Annotated in this window: 14 protein-coding genes; 6 read left to right on the plus strand and 8 right to left on the minus strand. The window is 74.1% G+C overall.

The features are described from left to right. The first annotated feature begins 124 nt into the window (after nt 1-124). Nucleotides 125-1,153 (plus strand): 6-phosphofructokinase, encoded by a 1,029-nt coding sequence (locus MUB56_RS13550; protein ID WP_244927549.1) that lies wholly within the window; start codon nt 125-127, stop codon nt 1,151-1,153. A 1-nt stretch (nt 1,154) separates the two neighbouring features. On the opposite strand, the gene MUB56_RS13555 is transcribed toward MUB56_RS13550, so the two are convergent. From MUB56_RS13555 to MUB56_RS13570, 4 genes are read right to left on the minus strand one after another with little or no spacing between them, the layout of a single operon-like run. Next, the gene (locus MUB56_RS13555) at nt 1,155-1,874 is read right to left on the minus strand and encodes a hypothetical protein (protein ID WP_244927550.1); all 720 of its coding nucleotides are present in this window, start codon (nt 1,872-1,874) and stop codon (nt 1,155-1,157) included. Beyond that, nucleotides 1,859-2,434: an RNA polymerase sigma factor gene (locus tag MUB56_RS13560; protein ID WP_244927551.1), complete on the minus strand. Its 576-nt coding sequence runs from the start codon at nt 2,432-2,434 to the stop codon at nt 1,859-1,861. The genes MUB56_RS13555 and MUB56_RS13560 overlap by 16 nt, the downstream gene beginning before the upstream one ends. A 58-nt stretch (nt 2,435-2,492) precedes the next feature. Further along, nucleotides 2,493-4,004, minus strand: a complete 1,512-nt coding sequence (locus MUB56_RS13565; RefSeq protein WP_244927552.1) for an MFS transporter — start codon at nt 4,002-4,004, stop codon at nt 2,493-2,495. Next, entirely contained in the window at nt 4,001-4,558 is a 558-nt protein-coding gene (locus MUB56_RS13570; protein WP_244927553.1) for a helix-turn-helix domain-containing protein, read from the minus strand. The genes MUB56_RS13565 and MUB56_RS13570 overlap by 4 nt, the downstream gene beginning before the upstream one ends. A 114-nt stretch (nt 4,559-4,672) precedes the next feature. On the opposite strand from MUB56_RS13570, the gene MUB56_RS13575 reads away from it, so the two are divergent. The 5 genes from MUB56_RS13575 to MUB56_RS13595 all read left to right on the plus strand — a co-directional run bounded on the left by MUB56_RS13575 (nt 4,673) and on the right by MUB56_RS13595 (nt 10,445). Beyond that, nucleotides 4,673-6,124: an APC family permease gene (locus tag MUB56_RS13575; protein ID WP_244927554.1), complete on the plus strand. Its 1,452-nt coding sequence runs from the start codon at nt 4,673-4,675 to the stop codon at nt 6,122-6,124. Between the two features lie 66 nt (nt 6,125-6,190). Continuing rightward, nucleotides 6,191-7,534, plus strand: coding sequence for a 3-deoxy-7-phosphoheptulonate synthase class II (locus MUB56_RS13580; protein WP_244927555.1), 1,344 nt, complete (start codon nt 6,191-6,193; stop codon nt 7,532-7,534). A gap of 119 nt (nt 7,535-7,653) precedes the next feature. After that, complete coding sequence (locus tag MUB56_RS13585) at nt 7,654-8,646, plus strand: GntG family PLP-dependent aldolase (RefSeq protein WP_244927556.1); 993 nt, start codon at nt 7,654-7,656, stop codon at nt 8,644-8,646. Nucleotides 8,647-8,741: 95 nt separating this feature from the next. Further along, nucleotides 8,742-9,164 carry a YciI family protein gene (locus MUB56_RS13590; RefSeq protein WP_244927557.1) on the plus strand — a complete coding sequence of 141 codons (423 nt, stop codon included), beginning with the start codon at nt 8,742-8,744 and terminating at the stop codon, nt 9,162-9,164. Between the two features lie 21 nt (nt 9,165-9,185). Beyond that, nucleotides 9,186-10,445: a sigma-70 family RNA polymerase sigma factor gene (locus MUB56_RS13595; protein ID WP_244927558.1), complete on the plus strand. Its 1,260-nt coding sequence runs from the start codon at nt 9,186-9,188 to the stop codon at nt 10,443-10,445. An 11-nt stretch (nt 10,446-10,456) separates the two neighbouring features. On the opposite strand, the gene MUB56_RS13600 is transcribed toward MUB56_RS13595, so the two are convergent. The 4 genes from MUB56_RS13600 to MUB56_RS13615 all read right to left on the minus strand — a co-directional run bounded on the left by MUB56_RS13600 (nt 10,457) and on the right by MUB56_RS13615 (nt 17,599). Beyond that, on the minus strand, nt 10,457-12,004 hold the full coding sequence (locus MUB56_RS13600) for an AAA domain-containing protein (protein WP_348536728.1): 1,548 nt from the start codon (nt 12,002-12,004) through the stop codon (nt 10,457-10,459). A gap of 1,289 nt (nt 12,005-13,293) precedes the next feature. After that, a complete protein-coding gene (locus MUB56_RS13605) occupies nt 13,294-15,435 on the minus strand; it encodes a DUF4011 domain-containing protein (protein WP_244927559.1) in 2,142 nt (713 codons plus the stop codon). Further along, nucleotides 15,435-16,607, minus strand: coding sequence for a M48 family metalloprotease (locus MUB56_RS13610; RefSeq protein ID WP_244927560.1), 1,173 nt, complete (start codon nt 16,605-16,607; stop codon nt 15,435-15,437). The genes MUB56_RS13605 and MUB56_RS13610 overlap by 1 nt, the downstream gene beginning before the upstream one ends. Beyond that, nucleotides 16,604-17,599 (minus strand): discoidin domain-containing protein, encoded by a 996-nt coding sequence (locus MUB56_RS13615; RefSeq protein ID WP_244927561.1) that lies wholly within the window; start codon nt 17,597-17,599, stop codon nt 16,604-16,606. The genes MUB56_RS13610 and MUB56_RS13615 overlap by 4 nt, the downstream gene beginning before the upstream one ends. Nucleotides 17,600-17,641: the final 42 nt, after the last annotated feature.

Raw genomic sequence — 17,641 nt, forward strand, 5'->3', positions numbered from 1 at the left:
TCGCAGCGTAGCGACGCCGGCGCCGCGGGCCCGTCTCGCCGTAGCCGGTGCGACCCCGGTCCCACTAGGGTCCTCTGTGAACGATCCAACCTGGTCAAGCAGAGGTCAGCAGAGGGAGTTGTCGATGCGCGTCGGAGTGCTCACCGGGGGCGGGGACTGTCCCGGCCTGAACGCCGTCATCCGGGCGGTCGTCCGCAAGGGGGTGCGCGAGCACGGCTTCGAGTTCGTGGGCTTCCGCGACGGCTGGAAGGGGCCGCTCGAGGGGCTGACCATGGAGCTGGGGATCGAGCAGTGCCGCGGCATCCTGCCCCGCGGCGGCACCATCCTCGGCTCCTCGCGCACCAACCCGTTCAAGATCGACGGCGGCGTCGAGCGGATCAAGGACAACCTGGCCGCGCACGGCGTCGACGCACTGGTCGCGATCGGCGGCGAGGACACCCTCGGCGTGGCGACCAAGCTCGCCGACCTCGGCGTCCAGGTCGTCGGCGTGCCGAAGACCATCGACAACGACCTGTCCGGCACCGACTTCACCTTCGGCTTCGACACCGCGGTCAACATCGCGACCGAGGCCATCGACCGGTTGCACACCACCGCCGAGTCGCACCACCGGGTGCTCGTCGTCGAGGTGATGGGCCGGCACGCCGGCTGGATCGCCCTGCACGCCGGCATCGCGGGCGGCGCCAGCGCGGTGCTGATCCCCGAGCAGCCCTTCGACATCGAGGCGCTCTGCGCGCACGTCGAGACCCGGTTCGCGACCCAGTACGCCCCGATCGTCGTGGTCTCCGAGGGCGCGGTCCCCGTCGAGGGCGGCGACATGACGCTGTCCTCCGGGGAGGTCGACGCGTTCGGTCACGTCCGGCTCGGCGGCATCGGCGACCGGCTGGCCAGCGAGATCGAGCAGCGCACCGGCAAGGAGGCGCGCGCCGTCGTCCTGGGCCACGTCCAGCGCGGCGGCACCCCCACGGCCTTCGACCGCTGGCTCGCCACCCGCTTCGGCCTGCAGGCGATCGACGCGGTCGCCGACGGCGACTTCGGCACGATGATGGCGCTGCAGGGCACCAAGATCGTCCGGCTCCCGCTGATCGAGGGCACCGGCGAGCTGAAGCTGGTCAGCCCCGAGGAGTACGCCGAGGCGCAGGTCTTCTTCGGCTGAGCTACGACCGGACCCGCTCTCGGGTGGTCTGGAGCACCGACCCGTCCGCGGCCACCATCTCGACGAGGTACGCCGCGGGCCCGGACGGTAGCTCCAATGCCCAGCCCTCCGGCTTCGTCGCGGGGACGGACCGGGTGAACCCCGGCCCGGTCACCCTGACGGACGTGGTCCCGACCGGCCAGGTCGACGTGTGCTGCCCGATGATGCCGAAGAGGACCGGCGGACCGGGATGCTCGCTGTCGGTCTCGAGTACGCCGACCCCGTTCTCGCCCGCGACGGTGCCGTCTCCGAGGAGACCCCCGGCCGCGCACCCGAAGCCGAAGTCGCCTGGCTCGGTGCCCCGGTCGAGGTCATGCGTGACCGCGACGCACTCACCGCCGGCCTCGTTGGGGGCGACGAAGAACTGCACCACCGATCCATCGGCCGTGGTCAGCGAGAACACCTCGCGCACGTCCCCGATCCTCATGAGCGGCTCGGACTGGTCGCCCTGCCCCAGCCTGTCGACGACCACCGACGGCACCAGCCCGCCGGCGTACGCACCCCCGCCGACGGCGAACGTTGCGAGCGCCGCGCCGCCGACGACCCAGCGGCGCCGCCGCGGCCGGGGACGCGGGGTGGCGAGCACCCGGGCCAGGGCGGCGTCGGCCCAGACGGGGTCGGCGGGCAGGTCGGGCCGGAGTGCGCGGACCAGGTCCTCGGGGTCGCTCAGCTGCTGGGGCACGGGATCTCCTCGGTGTCGGTGTCGCTGTCGGTGCCGGTCTTGGTCTCGGGATAGCCGTCGGTGCGGGTCTGGGTGTCGTGGGCGGCGGCCAGCCGGGCGCGGGCCCGGTGCAGGCGGACGCGCAGGGTGCCGGCCCGGATGCCGAGGACCGTCGCCGCCTGCTCGACGCTCAGCCCGTCCCAGGCGAGGAGCAGCAGCGCCTCGCGGTCGGCGGGGGCGAGCGCGGCGAGCGCACCGACCGCGGCCTGCCGCTGGGTGGCGACCACCTCGGCGGCTTCGGCGGTCGCGGCCGCCCCCTCCACGAGCGCCACGCGGTCGGTCAGCGCGTCGCGGCGCCGGTGCCCGCGCCGCTGGTTGGCGGCCAGCCGGCGGGCCGTGCCGATCAGCCACGGCAGGGCCGGGTCGGGTACGTCGGACCAGCGCCGCCAGGCCTGCAGGAACGCCTCCGAGACGATCTCGGGGGCGTCGTCGCGGCCGACGTGGCGTACGGCGTACGCGTGCAGCCGGTCGACGTTCTGCTGCCAGCACCGGGTGAACGCCTCGCGCTCGGACTCCGTCATGGGCACCTCCTGACCGGAAGTGTCCGGCAGCGGCGCCTGCGTTACCGGGGGAGCTGCGTCAGTGCCCGGCGGAGACGTCCAGGTCCCGCGGAGCGATCCACCACACGAGGGCGGCTGCGGCGAGCATCACCAGCCCGCCCGCGAGCCCGGCGCCGGTCAGCGAGTGGGTGAACGCCTCGGTGGCCTGGGTCGCCAGGGCGCTGCCGCCCGGACCTGCGAGCTCGGCGATCTCGAGCGCTCCGCCGAGCGAGTCGCGGGCGACGTCACCGGAGGCGGCGTCGAGGCCGGCGGCCGTGAGGTCGGAGACGGGCAAGTCGGCCCGGTAGATCGCACCGGCCAGGCTCCCGAGCACGGCCACGCCCAGCACCCCGCCGATCTCGTAGCTGGACTCCTCGATCGCGGCGGCGCTGCCGGCCTTGTCAGCCGGCGCTCCCGACATGATCGCGGCCGAGGCGACTGCGAGCGAGCCGCTGCCCGCGCCGACCAGCACCAGGGAGGCGGCGACGCCGGCGTACGACAGTGGCTCCGGGAGCAGGAAGACCAGGAGGAAGCCGATGCCGCCCACGGCCAGCCCGCCGGCGAGCACCGGGCGGGCCCCGATGCGGTCGGCCAACCCGGGCGCGAGCAGCGAGCAGAGCACCCCGGCCACCGCCATCGGGAGCAGCGCGAAGCCGGACTCCAGGGGGGACCAGCCGCGCACCAGCTGCAGCCACTGGCTGAGCAGCAGGAGCGCGGCGATCGAGGCGATGCTGGTGCAGAGCGCCGTGATGACGCCCGCGCTGAAGGAGCGCTCGCGGAACAGGCGGACCTCCAGGACCGGGTTGGGCTGGGCCAGGCAGCGACGCACGAAGAGGACCAGGCCGACGACGGCGACGACGGCGGCGAGCGCCCCCTCGCCGGTGGGTCCGTGCTCGCCGGTGTGCTTGACGGCGTAGACGAGCGCGACCATGCCCAGCACCGAGAGCACGGTGGCGACCGGGTCGAGGGTCCCGGGCCGCTCGGACCTGCTCTCGGGGAGCAGCAGCAGGGCGGCGACGATCGCCACCGCCATCACCGGCACGTTGACCAGGAAGGCCGAGTGCCAGCTGAACGCCTCGAGGAGTGCGCCGCCGATGATCGGGCCGAGCGCCGTGCCGACCGCGGCGGTGGCGCCCCAGCAGCCCAGCGCCGTCGCCCGCTCGCGCGGGTCGGTGAACATCGTGCGCACCATCGACAGGGTCGACGGCATGATCATGGCGCCGCCGACGCCGAGCAGTGCGCGGACGGCGATCACGCCGGCCGGGCTGTCGACGACCAGCACGGCCATCGACGCGAGGCCGAAGGTCGCGAACCCCGCGACCAGCATCCGTCGTCGGCCCCAGCGGTCGCCGAGCGCGCTGGCGGTCACCAGCAGGCCGGCGAGGACCAGCGCGTAGACGTCGACCATCCACAGCAGCTCCACGGCGCCGGGGCGCAGGTCCGCGGAGATGGCCGGCATGGCCAGGCTGAGGATCGTCATGTCCATGACGACGACCAGCAGGCTCGTGCAGAGCACGGCGAGGCCGGCCCAGCGCAGCCGATCCGCGCTCATGCGGACGCCCCGGACAGGAAGGTGCGGACCGCGAGGTCGCCGGCAGCCCGGGAGCCGATCTCACCCGCGCGCAGCGCCTCGCGGACGGCGACCATCACGCCGTACACGACGTGGCTCAACCACGCAGGGGGTACGTCGGGACGCAGCACGCCGGCACGCTGGGCGGCCGAGAACATCGCCACCTCGACCGCGACCAGCGACCGGGTGCGCTCGACGAGGTCGGGGAAGTCCTGCAGCGAGTGCTCGGTCAGCGCGAAGGCGAAGTCCTCGGCGTCGCGCGCCAGCGAGCGCACCATCGTGTCCACGCAGGCCGTGATCGCCGAGGCGTCGCCGGAGGCGGTCGCCTCCGCCAGCCCGGCGCCGGCCTGGGTCTGCTCCCAGCGGTCCAGGCAGCGCTCCCCGATGGCGTGCACGAGGTCGGCGCGTCCGGTGAAGTGCCGGTGGAGCGTCGCGCGGCCCACCCCGGTCGCCTCGGCCACCTCCGCCATCGAAGCGGCGGGATCGGCGTTGAGGTGGCGCAGCGCGCCGTCGAGCAGCTCGTCGCGGGTCGGCACGACGGACCTCCATGGGACATCAGTGGATCGAATGAGACAAAAGTGTCTCACAACTGGTCTGTGCCACCAACTCCGGCAGGTTTCCTCCGAAGGGGTGAGGGCAACAGGTCAGCCATGAGTGCCACCGACCACGTCGACGTCAACGGTCCCGAGCCGGACCTGAAGCGGGTGATGGGGCCCAAGCTCCTGTTGCTCTTCATCGTCGGCGACATCCTCGGCGCGGGCGTGTACGCCGTGACCGGCCGGCTGGCCGGTCAGGTGGGCGGGATCGCCTGGCTACCGTTCCTGGTGGCGTTCGCGGTCGCGACCCTGACGGCGTTCTCCTACCTGGAGCTGGTCACCAAGTACCCCCAGGCGGCGGGGGCGGCGCTCTACGCGCACAAGGCCTTCGGCATCCACTTCATCACGTTCCTGGTGGCCTTCACCGTGGTCTGCTCGGGCATCACCAGCGCCTCGACGTCCTCGGGGCTGCTGGCCGAGAACCTGCTCATCGGCCTCGACGAGCTGCTGCCGGGCATCCCGACCGGCGACACCGCCAGCCTGGTCGTGGCGCTGCTGTTCATGATGCTGCTCGCCGGGGTCAACCTGCGCGGCGTCGGGGAGAGCGTGAAGTTCAACGTCCTGCTGACCCTGGTCGAGATGACCGCGCTGGCGATCGTCATCGGGATCGGCTTCTACGCCGTCACGGGTGGCGACGGCGACCTGAGCCAGGTGACGGTCTTCGAGAGCCCCGACGACAAGGGCCTGTTCATGGCCGTCACGATCGCCACTGCGATCGCGTTCTTCTCGATGGTGGGCTTCGAGGACTCGGTGAACATGGTCGAGGAGACCAAGGACCCGCTGCGCATCTTCCCGCGGATGATGCTCACCGGGCTCGGCATCGCCGTCGTCATCTACATGCTGGTGGCGATCACCGTGGTCGCGGTCATCCCGCCCGGCGACATCGCCAACCCGCAGAACCCCGAGGCCGGCGTACTCCTCGACGTGGTGCGGGTCGGGGCGCCCGACCTGCCGATCGACAAGATCTTCCCCTTCCTGACCGTCTTCGCCGTCGCCAACACCGCCCTGATCAACATGCTGATGGCGAGCCGGCTGATCTACGGGATGGCCCGCCAGGACGTGCTGCCGCGGACCCTGGGCCGGGTTCTCCCGGGCCGGCGCTCGCCCTGGGTCGCGATCCTCTTCACCACCGTGCTCGCCCTGGCGCTGATCGTCGTGGTGCGGACCCAGTCCGACAGCTCGGTCGTGGCGGCCCTGTCGGGCACCACCTCGCTGCTGCTGCTGGCCGTCTTCACGATCGTCAACGGCTGTTGCCTGGTGCTGCGCCGCGACCCCACGCCCGAGCGCGCGTTCCGGGCGCCCACCGTCGTCCCGATCATCGGCGCCGTCGGCTGCGCCTTCCTCCTCGGCCCGTGGGCGCGCCTGGAGGCGGACATGATCCAGTACAAGATCGCCGGCGGACTGCTCGGCCTCGGGATCGTGCTGTGGGCCTTCACCTGGATGACCAACCGCGGCATCCGCGCCAAGAAGACCGGCTTCCGCGACATCGACCACCTCGAGGACTGAGCGAGGGCGGTCTCACCGCCTCGTGGCGAATCGGGGGAGCCCGGGGGCCCGCCGTACCCTGGAGGGGTGAGCACCATCCCCGACCTCGCGAGCCTGCACGCCCTCGGCCCGGCCCAGCAGCCGACCTACCCCGACCGCGGCGCGGTCGATGCCGCCGTCGACCGGCTGCGCACCATGCCGCCGCTGGTCTTCGCGGGCGAGTGCGACGAGCTGAAGACCAAGATCGGCGCCGTCGCCCGCGGCGAGGCGTTCCTGCTCCAGGGCGGCGACTGCGCCGAGACGTTCGCCGGCGTGACCGCCGACAACGTGCGCAACAAGCTCCGGGTGCTGCTGCAGATGGCGGTGGTGCTGACGTACGCCGCCTCGGTGCCGGTCGTGAAGGTCGGCCGGCTGGCCGGCCAGTACGCCAAGCCACGCTCGAGCGACCTGGAGACGCGGGGTGGCATCACGCTGCCGGCGTACCGCGGTGACGCCGTCAACGGCTTCGAGTTCACCGAGGCCGCGCGGATCCCCGACCCGCAGCGCCTCGTCGACGTCTACAACGCCTCGGCCGCGACCCTGAACCTGGTGCGCGCCTTCGTCACGGGCGGGTACGCCGATCTGCGCCAGGTGCACACCTGGAACACCGACTTCGTCAAGGAGTCGTCCGTCGGGCAGCAGTACGAGCAGCTGGCCAACGAGATCGAGCGCGCGCTGACCTTCATGAAGGCCATCGGCGCCGACCCCGACGAATTCCACCGGGTCGACTTCCACTCCAGCCACGAGGCGCTGGTGCTGGAGTACGAGCACGCCATGACCCGCATCGACTCGCGCACCCAGCTGCCGTACGACGTCTCCGGGCACTTCGTGTGGATCGGCGAGCGCACCCGCCAGCTCGACAACGCCCACGTCGAGCTGCTGAGCCACATCCAGAACCCGATCGGCGTCAAGCTCGGCCCGACCACCTCCCCGGACGACGCCCTGGCCCTCGCCGCCAAGCTGAACCCGGCCAACGAGGCCGGCCGGCTGACCTTCATCACCCGCTTCGGCGCCGGCAAGATCCGCGACGGGCTGCCGGCCCTGGTCGAGAAGGTCACCGCCGAGGGCCTCCAGGTCGCCTGGATCTGCGACCCGATGCACGGCAACACCTTCGAGGCGAGCTCGGGCTACAAGACCCGCCGCTTCGGCGACGTGATCGACGAGGTGCAGGGCTTCTTCGACGTGCACCGCTCGCTCGGCACCTGGCCCGGCGGCCTGCACGTCGAGCTCACCGGTGACGACGTCACCGAGTGCGTCGGCGGCGGCGAGGAGCTGGCCGAGATCGACCTCGGCAACCGCTACGAGTCGGTCTGCGACCCGCGCCTGAACCGCGTGCAGTCGCTCGAGCTGGCGTTCCTGGTCGCGGACATGCTGCGGCAGAGCAAGCCCTGATCGATCTCCGAGCCTCGTCGGTCGAGTAGCCGCCGAGGAACGAGGCGGCGTATCGAGACCACGTCAGCCGGTCTCGATACGCTCGCCAGCGCTCGCTACTCGACCACCGAGGGACAACGATGATCGATCTCCGCTCCGACACCCTCACCCGCCCCACCGAGGCGATGCGCGCCGCGATGGCGCGCGCCGAGGTCGGCGACGACGTGTACGGCGAGGACCCGACGGTCCGCGCGCTCGAGGAGCGGGTGGCCGAGCTGTTCGGGCACGAGGCGGCGCTGTTCACCCCGACCGGCTCGATGGCCAACGTGCTGGCCGTCCGCTCGGTCGTGCAGCCCGGCCAGGAGGTGCTCTGCGAATCGCGGGCCCACATCGCGCGGGCCGAGCTGGGGGCGCACGCGGCGTACTCCGGCATCACCATGCGCACCTGGATCCACCCGCGCGGCCAGGTCGACCTGCCGGTGCTGCGGGACCTGTTCGCTCCCGACATGGGGCCGTTCTTCGTACCGACCGCGGCGATCTCGGTCGAGAACACCCACAACTTCGCCGGGGGAGCGGTGCTCCCGCTGGCCGACCTGCGCGACCTGCGCGAGTTCGCCACCGCGGCCGGCGCGGCCGTGCACCTGGACGGCGCCCGGATCTGGAACGCCCACGTCGCCACCGGCACGCCGCTGCGGGAGTACGGCGCCATCGCCGACGTGCTGGCCGTCTGCCTCTCCAAGGGGCTCGGCGCGCCGGTCGGCTCGCTGATGGTCGGCTCCGCCGACGCGATCGCCGAGGGCCGGGTCTGGCGCAAGCGGATGGGCGGCGGCATGCGCCAGGTCGGCATCCTGGCGGCGGCCGGCCTGCACGCCCTCGACCACCACGTCGAGCGGCTCGCCGACGACCACGAGCACGCCCGGCTGCTCGCCGCGGCCTGCGGCGGTGACCCGGACGGGGTCGAGACCAACATCGTCGTGGTCGAGCGGCCGGACGCGGCGGCGTACGTCCAACTGGCCCGGGAGGCCGGCATCCTGGTCTCCGCGGTCGGGCCGCGGGCCGTGCGGCTGGTCACCCACCTCGACGTCTCGCGCGCCGACGCCGAGCGGGCCGCAGGGATCCTCGCCGCGCTGTAGGGAACTTCTTTCGGTGGCGATGTCGATCCGGGCGTTCCCCGTTCGACTGCCGGGTGAGAAGGTCCTGACCGGGACCCCGAACCGAGGAGAACACGATGAAGTACATGCTGATCATGCGGGCCACCTCCGACGAGGCGTTCGCCGCCTTCGCCGACGTCGACATGAACCAGATGCTGGAGACGATGGGCCGTTTCAACGAGGAGCTGATCAACGCCGGTGTGCTGGTCGCCGCCGAGGGGCTCGACGACGCATCCGGCGGTGTGGTCGTCGACTACTCGTCGCAGCCCCCGATCGTCACGGACGGCCCGTACGGCGAGACCAAGGAGCTGTTCGGCGGCTTCTACCTCCTCGAGGTCGCCTCCAAGGAGGAGGCGGTCGAGTGGGCCAAGCGGATGCCCGCCGCGGGGCCCGGCTTCCAGACCGAGATCCGGCGGGTGCCGAGCATCGACGAGTTCCCGCAGGACAACCCGTGGATCCAGAAGGAGCGGGCCTGGCGCGAGTCGACGGGCCAGCTCTGAGGTCGCGGCGCTGAGGTTCTCGTGAGTGCGGCGGGCACCGGCCGGGAGGCGGTGGCGGCGGTGTGGCGGATCGAGTCCGCCCACATCGTCGGCACCCTCGCCCGCTATACCGGCGACTTCGCGCTCGCCGAGGACCTCGCGCAGGAGGCGCTCGCCGAGGCGCTGGTGGGCTGGCCGCGCGACGGGGTGCCCGCCAACCCGGCGGGCTGGCTGCTCACCGTCGGCCGGCGGCGCGCGATCGACGGCTTCCGCCGGCGCGCCGCCCGCGACGAGCGGTACGCCGCCCTCGCGCGCGACGGGGCGGGCGCCGACGCGCGCGCTGACCCGGACCTGCTGTGGGACCCGGACCGGATCGAGGACGACGCGCTGGCGCTGATGTTCGTCTCCTGCCATCCCGCCCTGTCGCCGGAGTCCCAGGTGGCGCTGACGCTGCGGGTGCTGGGCGGCCTGACCAGCGACGAGATCGCCCGCGCGTTCCTGGTGCCGACCGCGACCGTGCAGGCCCGCATCACCCGGGCCAAGAAGACCCTCGCCGCGGCGCGGGTGCCGTTCGACGTGCCCCCGGCGGCCGAACGGCGCGAGCGGCTCGGCTCGGTGCTGAGCGTGCTCTACCTGATCTTCACCGAGGGCTCGACGGCGTCCTCGGGCCGCGACCTGATCCGCGTCGACCTGGCGGGTGAGGCGGTCCGACTGGCCCGGGTGCTGGCCCGGCTGGTCCCCGACGAGCCGGAGGCGCACGGCCTGCTCGCGCTGCTCGAGCTGACGGCCGCCCGGTTCCCCGCCCGCGTCGACGCGGGCGGGGACCCGGTGCTGCTGGAGGACCAGGACCGCCGGCGCTGGGACCAGGCCGCGATCCGCCGCGGGCGGGCGGCACTGGACCGGGCGGGCCGGGTCGGCCGCGGCCTCGGGGCGTACGGCGTGCAGGCCGCGATCGCCGCCTGCCACGCGGACGCGCCGTCGGTGGCGGCGACCGACTGGGAGCGGGTGGTGCTGCTCTACGAGGCGCTCGGCCGGCTGGCCCCCTCGCCGGTCGTCGAGCTCAACCGGGCCGTCGCGCTCGCGATGGCCGAGGGCCCGGCCGCCGGACTCGCCGCGGTCGACGAGCTGGTCGCGGCCGGTCACCTCGCGGGGTCGCACCTGCTGCCCAGCGTCCGCGGCGAGCTGTTGGCCCGGCTCGGCCGGGCCGGGGAGGCCCGGGCCGAGCTGGAGGCGGCGGTCGCCCTCTGCGCCAACGAGCGCGAGCGCGGCCTGCTGCGGCGCAAGATCGCGGCGCTCGGCTGAGAAGCCCGAGCCTACGAACGGTCGACGCCCGCGACCAGCCGGTCCACGACCGCGTCGGGACGCTCCAGCCACTCGGTCGCCACGACCTGCTCGACCCGCCAGCCCGCGGACGCGAGGGTGGCCGGCTGGGTGATCCGCCGCTCGTCGGCCGGCGCGCTCCGGAGTCGGGCCGGGTGGTCGACCAGCACCGCGACGTCGTACGACGGGCTGCCGGGGCGCCGCAGCGCCAGGTCGCACCGGAAGTGGGACTGGCCGACGTCCTGCTCGACCTCCAGTCCACGGTCGCGCAGCGCCTGCGCGACCTGCACGACCACCGCCGGTGCGACCGCGCTCGGGGGCGGGCGGCGGCCGTCGCGCTCCCGCAGTGAGCGGAGCAGCCCCAGCGCCGCGACCCGGTCGCCCGCGGAGACGGCGGCGGCGTACTGCAGGAAGGCCCGCAACGTGTTGGCGCCGTCGTTGTAGGTGTTGGTGATCGCGGTGTGCTCGATGCTGGAGACCAGGACCATGTGCCGCTTGGCGCGGCTGAAGATGACGTTGAGCCGCTTCTCCCCGCCGCTGTTGTTGATCGGCCCGAAGCCCATCCGCATCCGGCCGTCGGTGCCGGGGCCGTAGCAGACGCTCATGATCACGACGTCCCGCTCGTCGCCCTGGACGTTCTCCAGGTTCTTCACGAACAGCCCGACCCCCTGGCCGTCCTCCTCGCGGGTCAGCTCGGCCTCGTAGGCCGTCGCGAAGGCCGGGTCCGCCGCGCTCTGCCGCTCCAGGGCGCGCTCGATCTCGCCCTGCTGGGCCTCGGAGAAGGCGACCACGCCGATCGTCAGGCCGGTGCCGCGCAGCAGCAGGTCGCGCACCAGCCCGGCGATGACGGTCGCCTCGGCGGGGTTGGTGCGCTGCGTGTAGACGCCGTCGGTCACCCGAACCAGGCTGACGCTGCGGGCGAGCACCTCGTCGAGGAGACCGGCGGGCGGGTCCTCGGAGTCCACCGCGAGGCCGGCGCTGCGGGGCGACGTCGGCTGCCGGTCCGGGATGGTGGCCAGCCGGCCGTCGTAGAACGCCGCGTTGCTGAACTGGATCAGCGCCTCGTAGCGGCTGCGGTAGTGCCACAGCAGCATCGTCGACGGCAGCCGGACCGAGCTGACGGCCAGGAAGCTGTCGGCGTCGAGGACGACCCCGATCCGGGTGGCCTCGTCGTCGTCCTCATCGGGTCCGGAGTCGCGCTCCACCCGGGCCTGGAAGTACGTCGTCGGCGGCAGCTGCATCCGGTCGCCGACCACGATCACCTGCGCGGCCCGGTGCAGGGCGGGCACCGCCTCCTCGACCGGCACCTGGCTCGCCTCGTCGTAGATCACCACGTCGAAGACCGACTCCAGCGGCAGCACGTCGGACAGCGAGGACGGGCTCATCAGCCAGACCGGACGCATCGCGCCGACGACGGCGCCCGGCTCGGCCGAGGCGAGCTGGCGGATCGGCTTGTAGGCGCGGACCTTGCCGAACTCGTGCTCCAGCACCCGCCGGCCCGCGCTCCAGACCGCCTTGGTCGCCCGCTCCTCCGGGGGCATCCCGCTGACGCTGCGCCGGCTGAGCTCGACGCTCGCGGTGAACCGGGCCCGCAGCCGGGCGATGACGACCCGGGCGTTGGCCTGCTGGAGCCGGGGGAGCAGGTCGCCGAGCCGCGCCAGCAGGTCGGCGAGCCGCTGCCCGTCGACGGTGTCGAGGGCGGGCGCCGCGCCCCGGCGCCGCTCCAGCTCGGCGAGGAGTACGGCGTGCTCGAGCGCGTCCGGTGGCAGGGTGAGTGCGCGCACTGCTGCCAGCACCGCCGGGTGGTCGGCGAGCGCGCGCAGCGGGGGCGCGACCGCGCGGACCAGCGCCTGGCCGGGAGCGCCGGCCAGCACGGCAAGGTCGCGACCCAGATCGGCGATCGGCGCGCGCAGGTCGAGGACACCCGCCGCCACCGTGTCCAGCTCGTCGAGCAGCGGACCCAGCGCGTCGAGGTCGTCGCGGAGCGGGTCCTCGGCAGTCACGAGCAGGTCGCGCCAGGTGGCGAGGGGGCCGTCGAGGCGGCGGACCGCGGCCAGCTCGGTGTCCAGCGCGGCCAGGTCAGCGTGGCCCCAGTCGCGGGCCGCCGTCTCCCGGAGCGCGGCGAGCCGGGCGTCGGCGTCGTGGCGGGCGACGAGCAGGGTGAGCGCAGCGGTCGGGGACGTCGGGTCGGCGTACCCCTGCGCGACGGAGTCGCGGACCCGGCGCCAGCGCCCGCTGAGGAAGCGCAGGAACGAGCCCTCCTTGTCGCGCGCCACCTCGAGTGCGGCCCGGGCCTCGTCGGGACCGAGCGGCTGCCGCCACCCGGCCGCGGCCTCGCTCGCCCGGTCGAGAGCCTGTCGGGCCTCGTCGTGGACCGCGGCGAGGTCGCGCAGCTCGGCCGCGCCGGCCGAGCGTTGGCGGAGTACGTCGAGCCGGTCCCGCTCGGACAGCGGGTCGGTCAGGGCGTGCAGCCGGGCGACCGCGCGGGCCTCGGCCAGGGTGCCGGCCGGACCGGCCGCCAGCGCGGCGGCGATCCGGCCCAGCAGCGCGGTCGCGGTTGCGGCCCGGTCGGCGACCAGGGCGTCGGCGCGCGGGTCGGCCAGGCAGCCGGGGTCGACGAGACCGGCCGGCGAGGCGGCCAGCACCTCGGCACCGTCGTGCCTGGCCAGCGCCGCGACCAGGCCGTCCACCCCGGGACGGGCGGCCAGCCACTCGTCCGGCAGGGGGAGGAGCAACCGCTCGGCGGGCCCGAGGTCGCCGTCCCAGCGGGAGTCGCGCAGCTCGATCAGCCGGTCGAGGAGGTCGATCGCCCGGGGCTCGGGCCCGGTGGTCAGCGCGAGCTCGAAGGAGCCGACCTCGCTGCGTGCCGCGACCAGCTCGCGGACCAGCCGGTCGCGCTCGGCCTCCGCGGCTTCGAGATCGTCGGAGTCGGCCTGCCAGCGCTCGTAGGTGTCGCGCAGGCCGTGCACGAACGCCTTCTTGTCCGCCTGGCTGTCGTGGACCAGGGTGCAGACCTCGTCCAGCCCCTGGGAGCGCAGTCGGGCGTCACGACGTCCAGCGCCGCCCGCTTCTGGCAGACGAACAGCACCCGCTGGCCGCGAGCGAGGTAGTCGGCGATCAGGTTGGTGATGGTCTGCGACTTGCCGGTGCCGGGCGGTCCCTGGATGACGAAGTTGTCGCCCGCGCGGGCCTGGGCGATCGCGGCGAGCTGGGAGTCGTCGGCGGGCACCACGAGGTAGCGGTCCTCGACCGGGATCTCGATCCCCGGGTCGGGCAGGTCGCGCGGCGCGGTGGAGAACAGCTCGTCGAAGGCGGCGTTGGGGACCGGGTCGGCGAGCAGGGCGTCGTAGTCGCGGACCAGGCTGAGCGTGCGGTAGTTGAAGTTGGCCAGGGTCACCGAGCAGAGGTCGACCTCCCAGGCGTACGGATTGTCGTCGCCCTCGGTGTCGATCGAGTACAGCTCGCGCTCGACGACCCCGTCCTGCGGCTGCTCGGTCATCGCCTGCCGCGGGACCGGTGCGTCACCGAGCTCGACCGAGACCGGCAGCGGAGTCCGCAGCACCCGGTCGCGGAACACCTGGAGGCCGAGCGGCAGCCAGCCCGGGTGGGCGTAGGAGTAGGCGTACTGCCGCCGTCCGATGGTCGGCCGCCCGGTGCTGCGCCGTCGCCGGTACGCCGTGACCGCGAGCTGGGCGCGCGAGCGGATCAGGTCGACCCGCGGCCGGTCGACCAGCGTCACCGACACCCCCGGCTGGCTGGTGCGGGCCTGCCGCTCGATGGTCGCCCGCAGGTCGGCCAGCGCCTCCGGGTCGTCCAGGGCGACGGTCTCGGGCAGCTCGAACCCGTAGAGCTCGCGGAGCTGGTGGCGCAGCACCGGGTTGACCTCGGCCACGGCGTCGACCAGCTGGAGCCGGTAGGAGTCGCGCACCCCGCGCTGCTTGGTCAGCGTCACCGGCGCCAGCACCAGCGGGGAGGGGACCCGCGTCCCCGGGTCCCCCTTGACGTCGTGCCAGCGCAGGAACGCCACCACCAGCCGCAGCTGGTCCTGGCCGTACTCGGCGCGGTCGCGGCGCGCGGCCGAGATCAGCGCGTCCAGCGCGGCGGCGGCGTACGGCGCGTCATCCCACCGCACCATCGAGCCGACGTCGACGGCCTTGCCTTCGGCGAGCCGCCGCGCGGTCGGGCCGGTCCAGGTGAACAGCTGCTCGGGCCGGATGCTGCGGACGTCGAGCACCAGTGGCACCGACGCCTCGGTGAGGTCGAGGGTGCGCTGGGTGGCCCGGAAGTGCAGCAGCGGGTTGCGCCGGGTGAGGTCGAACAGCCGGTCGCGCAGGTGCGTGAGGACGGCCCCGCGCCGGTCGGCCGCGCCGGTGGACAGGACCCGGTCGAGGTCGAAGTCCTCCGGCTGGTCGCGGTAGCTCGCCAGCCGGACGGCGACGTCGCCGAGGTCCTGGGCGCGCCGGTGCCGATCCGGCTCCAGCATCGACGTCGCCACCGACGCGATCACCGGGTGCAGGTCGGGGTGGAGCGCGAACAGGTTGCGTCGGTGCTGCGCCAGCCGGGCCGCGTCGCCCGGGTCCGCGAGGTCCAGCCCCAGGCACAGGGCGGCGAGCAGCTCGCCCAGGCTGCCGACGTCGGTGAGCTCGTCGTGGTGGCCGAGCAGGTGCTCCCAGCGCTGCCAGCCGGCGACGATCCGCGGCCCCTCGTCCGCACGCCGTACGTCGACCACCGCGGACGCGGGCCGGCCCGCCTCCCGGACCGCCCGATCGTCGTGCCGCGGGTGCAGCGCGTCGAGGGGGTCGAAGCCCAGCGCGTGGTCCTCGACCCGCAGCCGCTGCAGGCCCTGCAGCGGCGCGACCCGGCCGCGCTCGTGGGTCTCGCGGACCTGCGCGACCAGCGGCAGCAGGAGGGCGAGGACGTCGTCGACGGGCAGTCCGCCGCGCTCGACCGCTCGGGAGACCAGCTCCTGCATCACTCACCACCGGCCAGGGCGTCGGCCCGCTGGGCGACCCGCTGCCGGTCGCCGTCGGCGAGGCCGAGGTCGGTCCCGAGCATCTGGTGGAAGTCCGGTCCGAGCCCCGCCCCGCGGGCGAGGACCAGGGTGCGCGCGAGGGTGTCGTGGCCGGCTTCGGGGTCGGCGGTCGCCAGGTCGGCGAGGACGCTCGCGAGGTAGCGCCGGGTCTCCGGCGGCAGCCGGTCGGGGAGCAGCGAGCCGGGCGTCCGGGGGTACGCCGCGGCGGCCACGCCGTACTGCTCCGCGAGCTCGAGCACCTCGGCCGCCGGCTCGGTCGCCGGCGTCGCCGGCTCGGCGGTCAGGGTGAGCCAGCCGGCGACCAGGTCCCGGGTCAGGACCAGGAGCCGGTCCTGGCCCGGCAGGTCGAGGGAGTCCAGGTCGAGCGCCGGCGCGAAGGCCTCGACGACGAGGTCGTCGGCGCTCGCCGGGTCCTCGGCCCACCGCTGGAGCGCCCACGCCCGCAGCACGGTCTCCGGGTGCGTGCTGCCCGCGCTGGGGGTCGTGAGGTCGACCTCCGCGGCCTGGCGGAGGTACGCCGCGGGGTCGGCCTGCTTCAGCCCGGTCGCGACCTTCAGCAGTCCGCCGACGACCGGGACCAGGTCCTCGGTCGCGTCGAGGGCGGCCCGGTCGGCGTACAGCTCGGTCGCGAGCCGGTAGCGGCGGGCCGTCTCCAGGTACTCCGACGGGGTCCGGGCGTCGGTCTCGGCGGTGTCGAGCAGCCGGGAGGCGGCCAGGTAGCGGCCGTCCTCCAGGGTCCACAGCAGGTGGTGCGCGAGCTCGTGGGCGGCGACCGCGCAGAGCTCGTCGGGGTCCAGCAGCTCCAGGGTCGAGCCGGTGAACACCAGGATCGCCCGCTCGGGGACGAAGACCAGCTCGGCGTTGGCCGCGCCGCCGCGCTCGTCGGCGTACACCTCGGTGGGCACCGCGACGCCCAGCGCGTCGGCCGCCCGCCCGACGGCCTGGTGCACGTCGGGATGCGCCTGCGGCTCCAGGCGGTACGTCGACCGCAGCAGCGACTGGTCCAGCTCCGGTCCGCCCGGCCGGGTGCTCGCGGCGAGGGCCCGGAACGAGACCGGGTGCTCGCGCTCCAGGATCTCGGCGACGGATCGGTGGTACGGCAGCGGCCTCATCCGCCGGGCGTGCCCACCACGGTGACTTCGCTGACGGCGGTGTTGTCGCGCTCCGCCCGGCCCCGGCCCGGCTCGCTGACCTCGACCAGCCGCAGCACCACGGTCGTGGTCTCGACCGGGTCGATCGGGACGGTCTGCAGGTCGCGGGTCTCCCGCAGGTCCTGCGGCACCGTCGTACCGTCGTCGAGCACCCACTCGGCCTTCAGCACCCGGCGGTTGCCGGCGTACCAGTCGAGGGGGCGGTTGCGACCGTCGCGGGCCGTCTTCGCGTAGCCGTTGACGAGGCCGAGCTCGGTGACGGTCGTCGGCTCGGCCAGGGTCAACACGATCTCCTCGCCGGTGCCGTCGCCGGTCATCCGCCAGCAGGTGCCGGGGTCCCCGTCGAGCATCTTCGCGGCGTCGTAGCGGATCCGCGCGCCGTCGACGTCGGTGCCGGGCGGGGACGTCGCGGGCACCTCGGCGCTCGCGGCGCCCGCCACGTCCGCGGGCTCGCCCGTCGCGGCCGTGGGTTCGGTGGCCCCGGTCGGCCCGGTGGACTCGCCGGCCGGCTCCGACGGCGGCGGGGAGCTCGCGGCCCCGGCCTGGTCGTCGGCCCGGTCGGGCTCGTCGTCGCCGTTGCCGGCCAGCAGCAGGCTCACGCCCACCAGCGCCACCACGACCAGGACGGCGGCGACCGCGACCCCGACCAGCCAGCCGGACCGCCGGCCCTCGGCCCGGTGTCCGGAGGAGAGCGGCGGCGGCGGGGGCGTCCGGGCAGCGTCGGTCCGCTCACCGACCTCGTCGGCGAACAGCGGGAACCGCGCACTGGTGGGGGCGGGCGGCAGCGGCGGCGGAGGAGGCGGCGGTTCGACCGGGGGTACGGCGGGCCGCTCCGCCGTGTCGGTGGGCCCCGGACCGGGGACCCGCAGAACGTCCGGATCGACCGCCGCGCCGCAGTTGGTGCAGAACCGGCCCACCTCGAACTGGTGGCCGCACCTCGTGCAGGTCGTCATCTCGCTCCTTCGCCGGCCGGTCGCGGGTCTCGCGTCGAAAGA

The sequence above is a fragment of the Nocardioides sp. W7 genome (assembly GCF_022919075.1).
In the GTDB taxonomy this organism is placed as follows: domain Bacteria; phylum Actinomycetota; class Actinomycetes; order Propionibacteriales; family Nocardioidaceae; genus Nocardioides.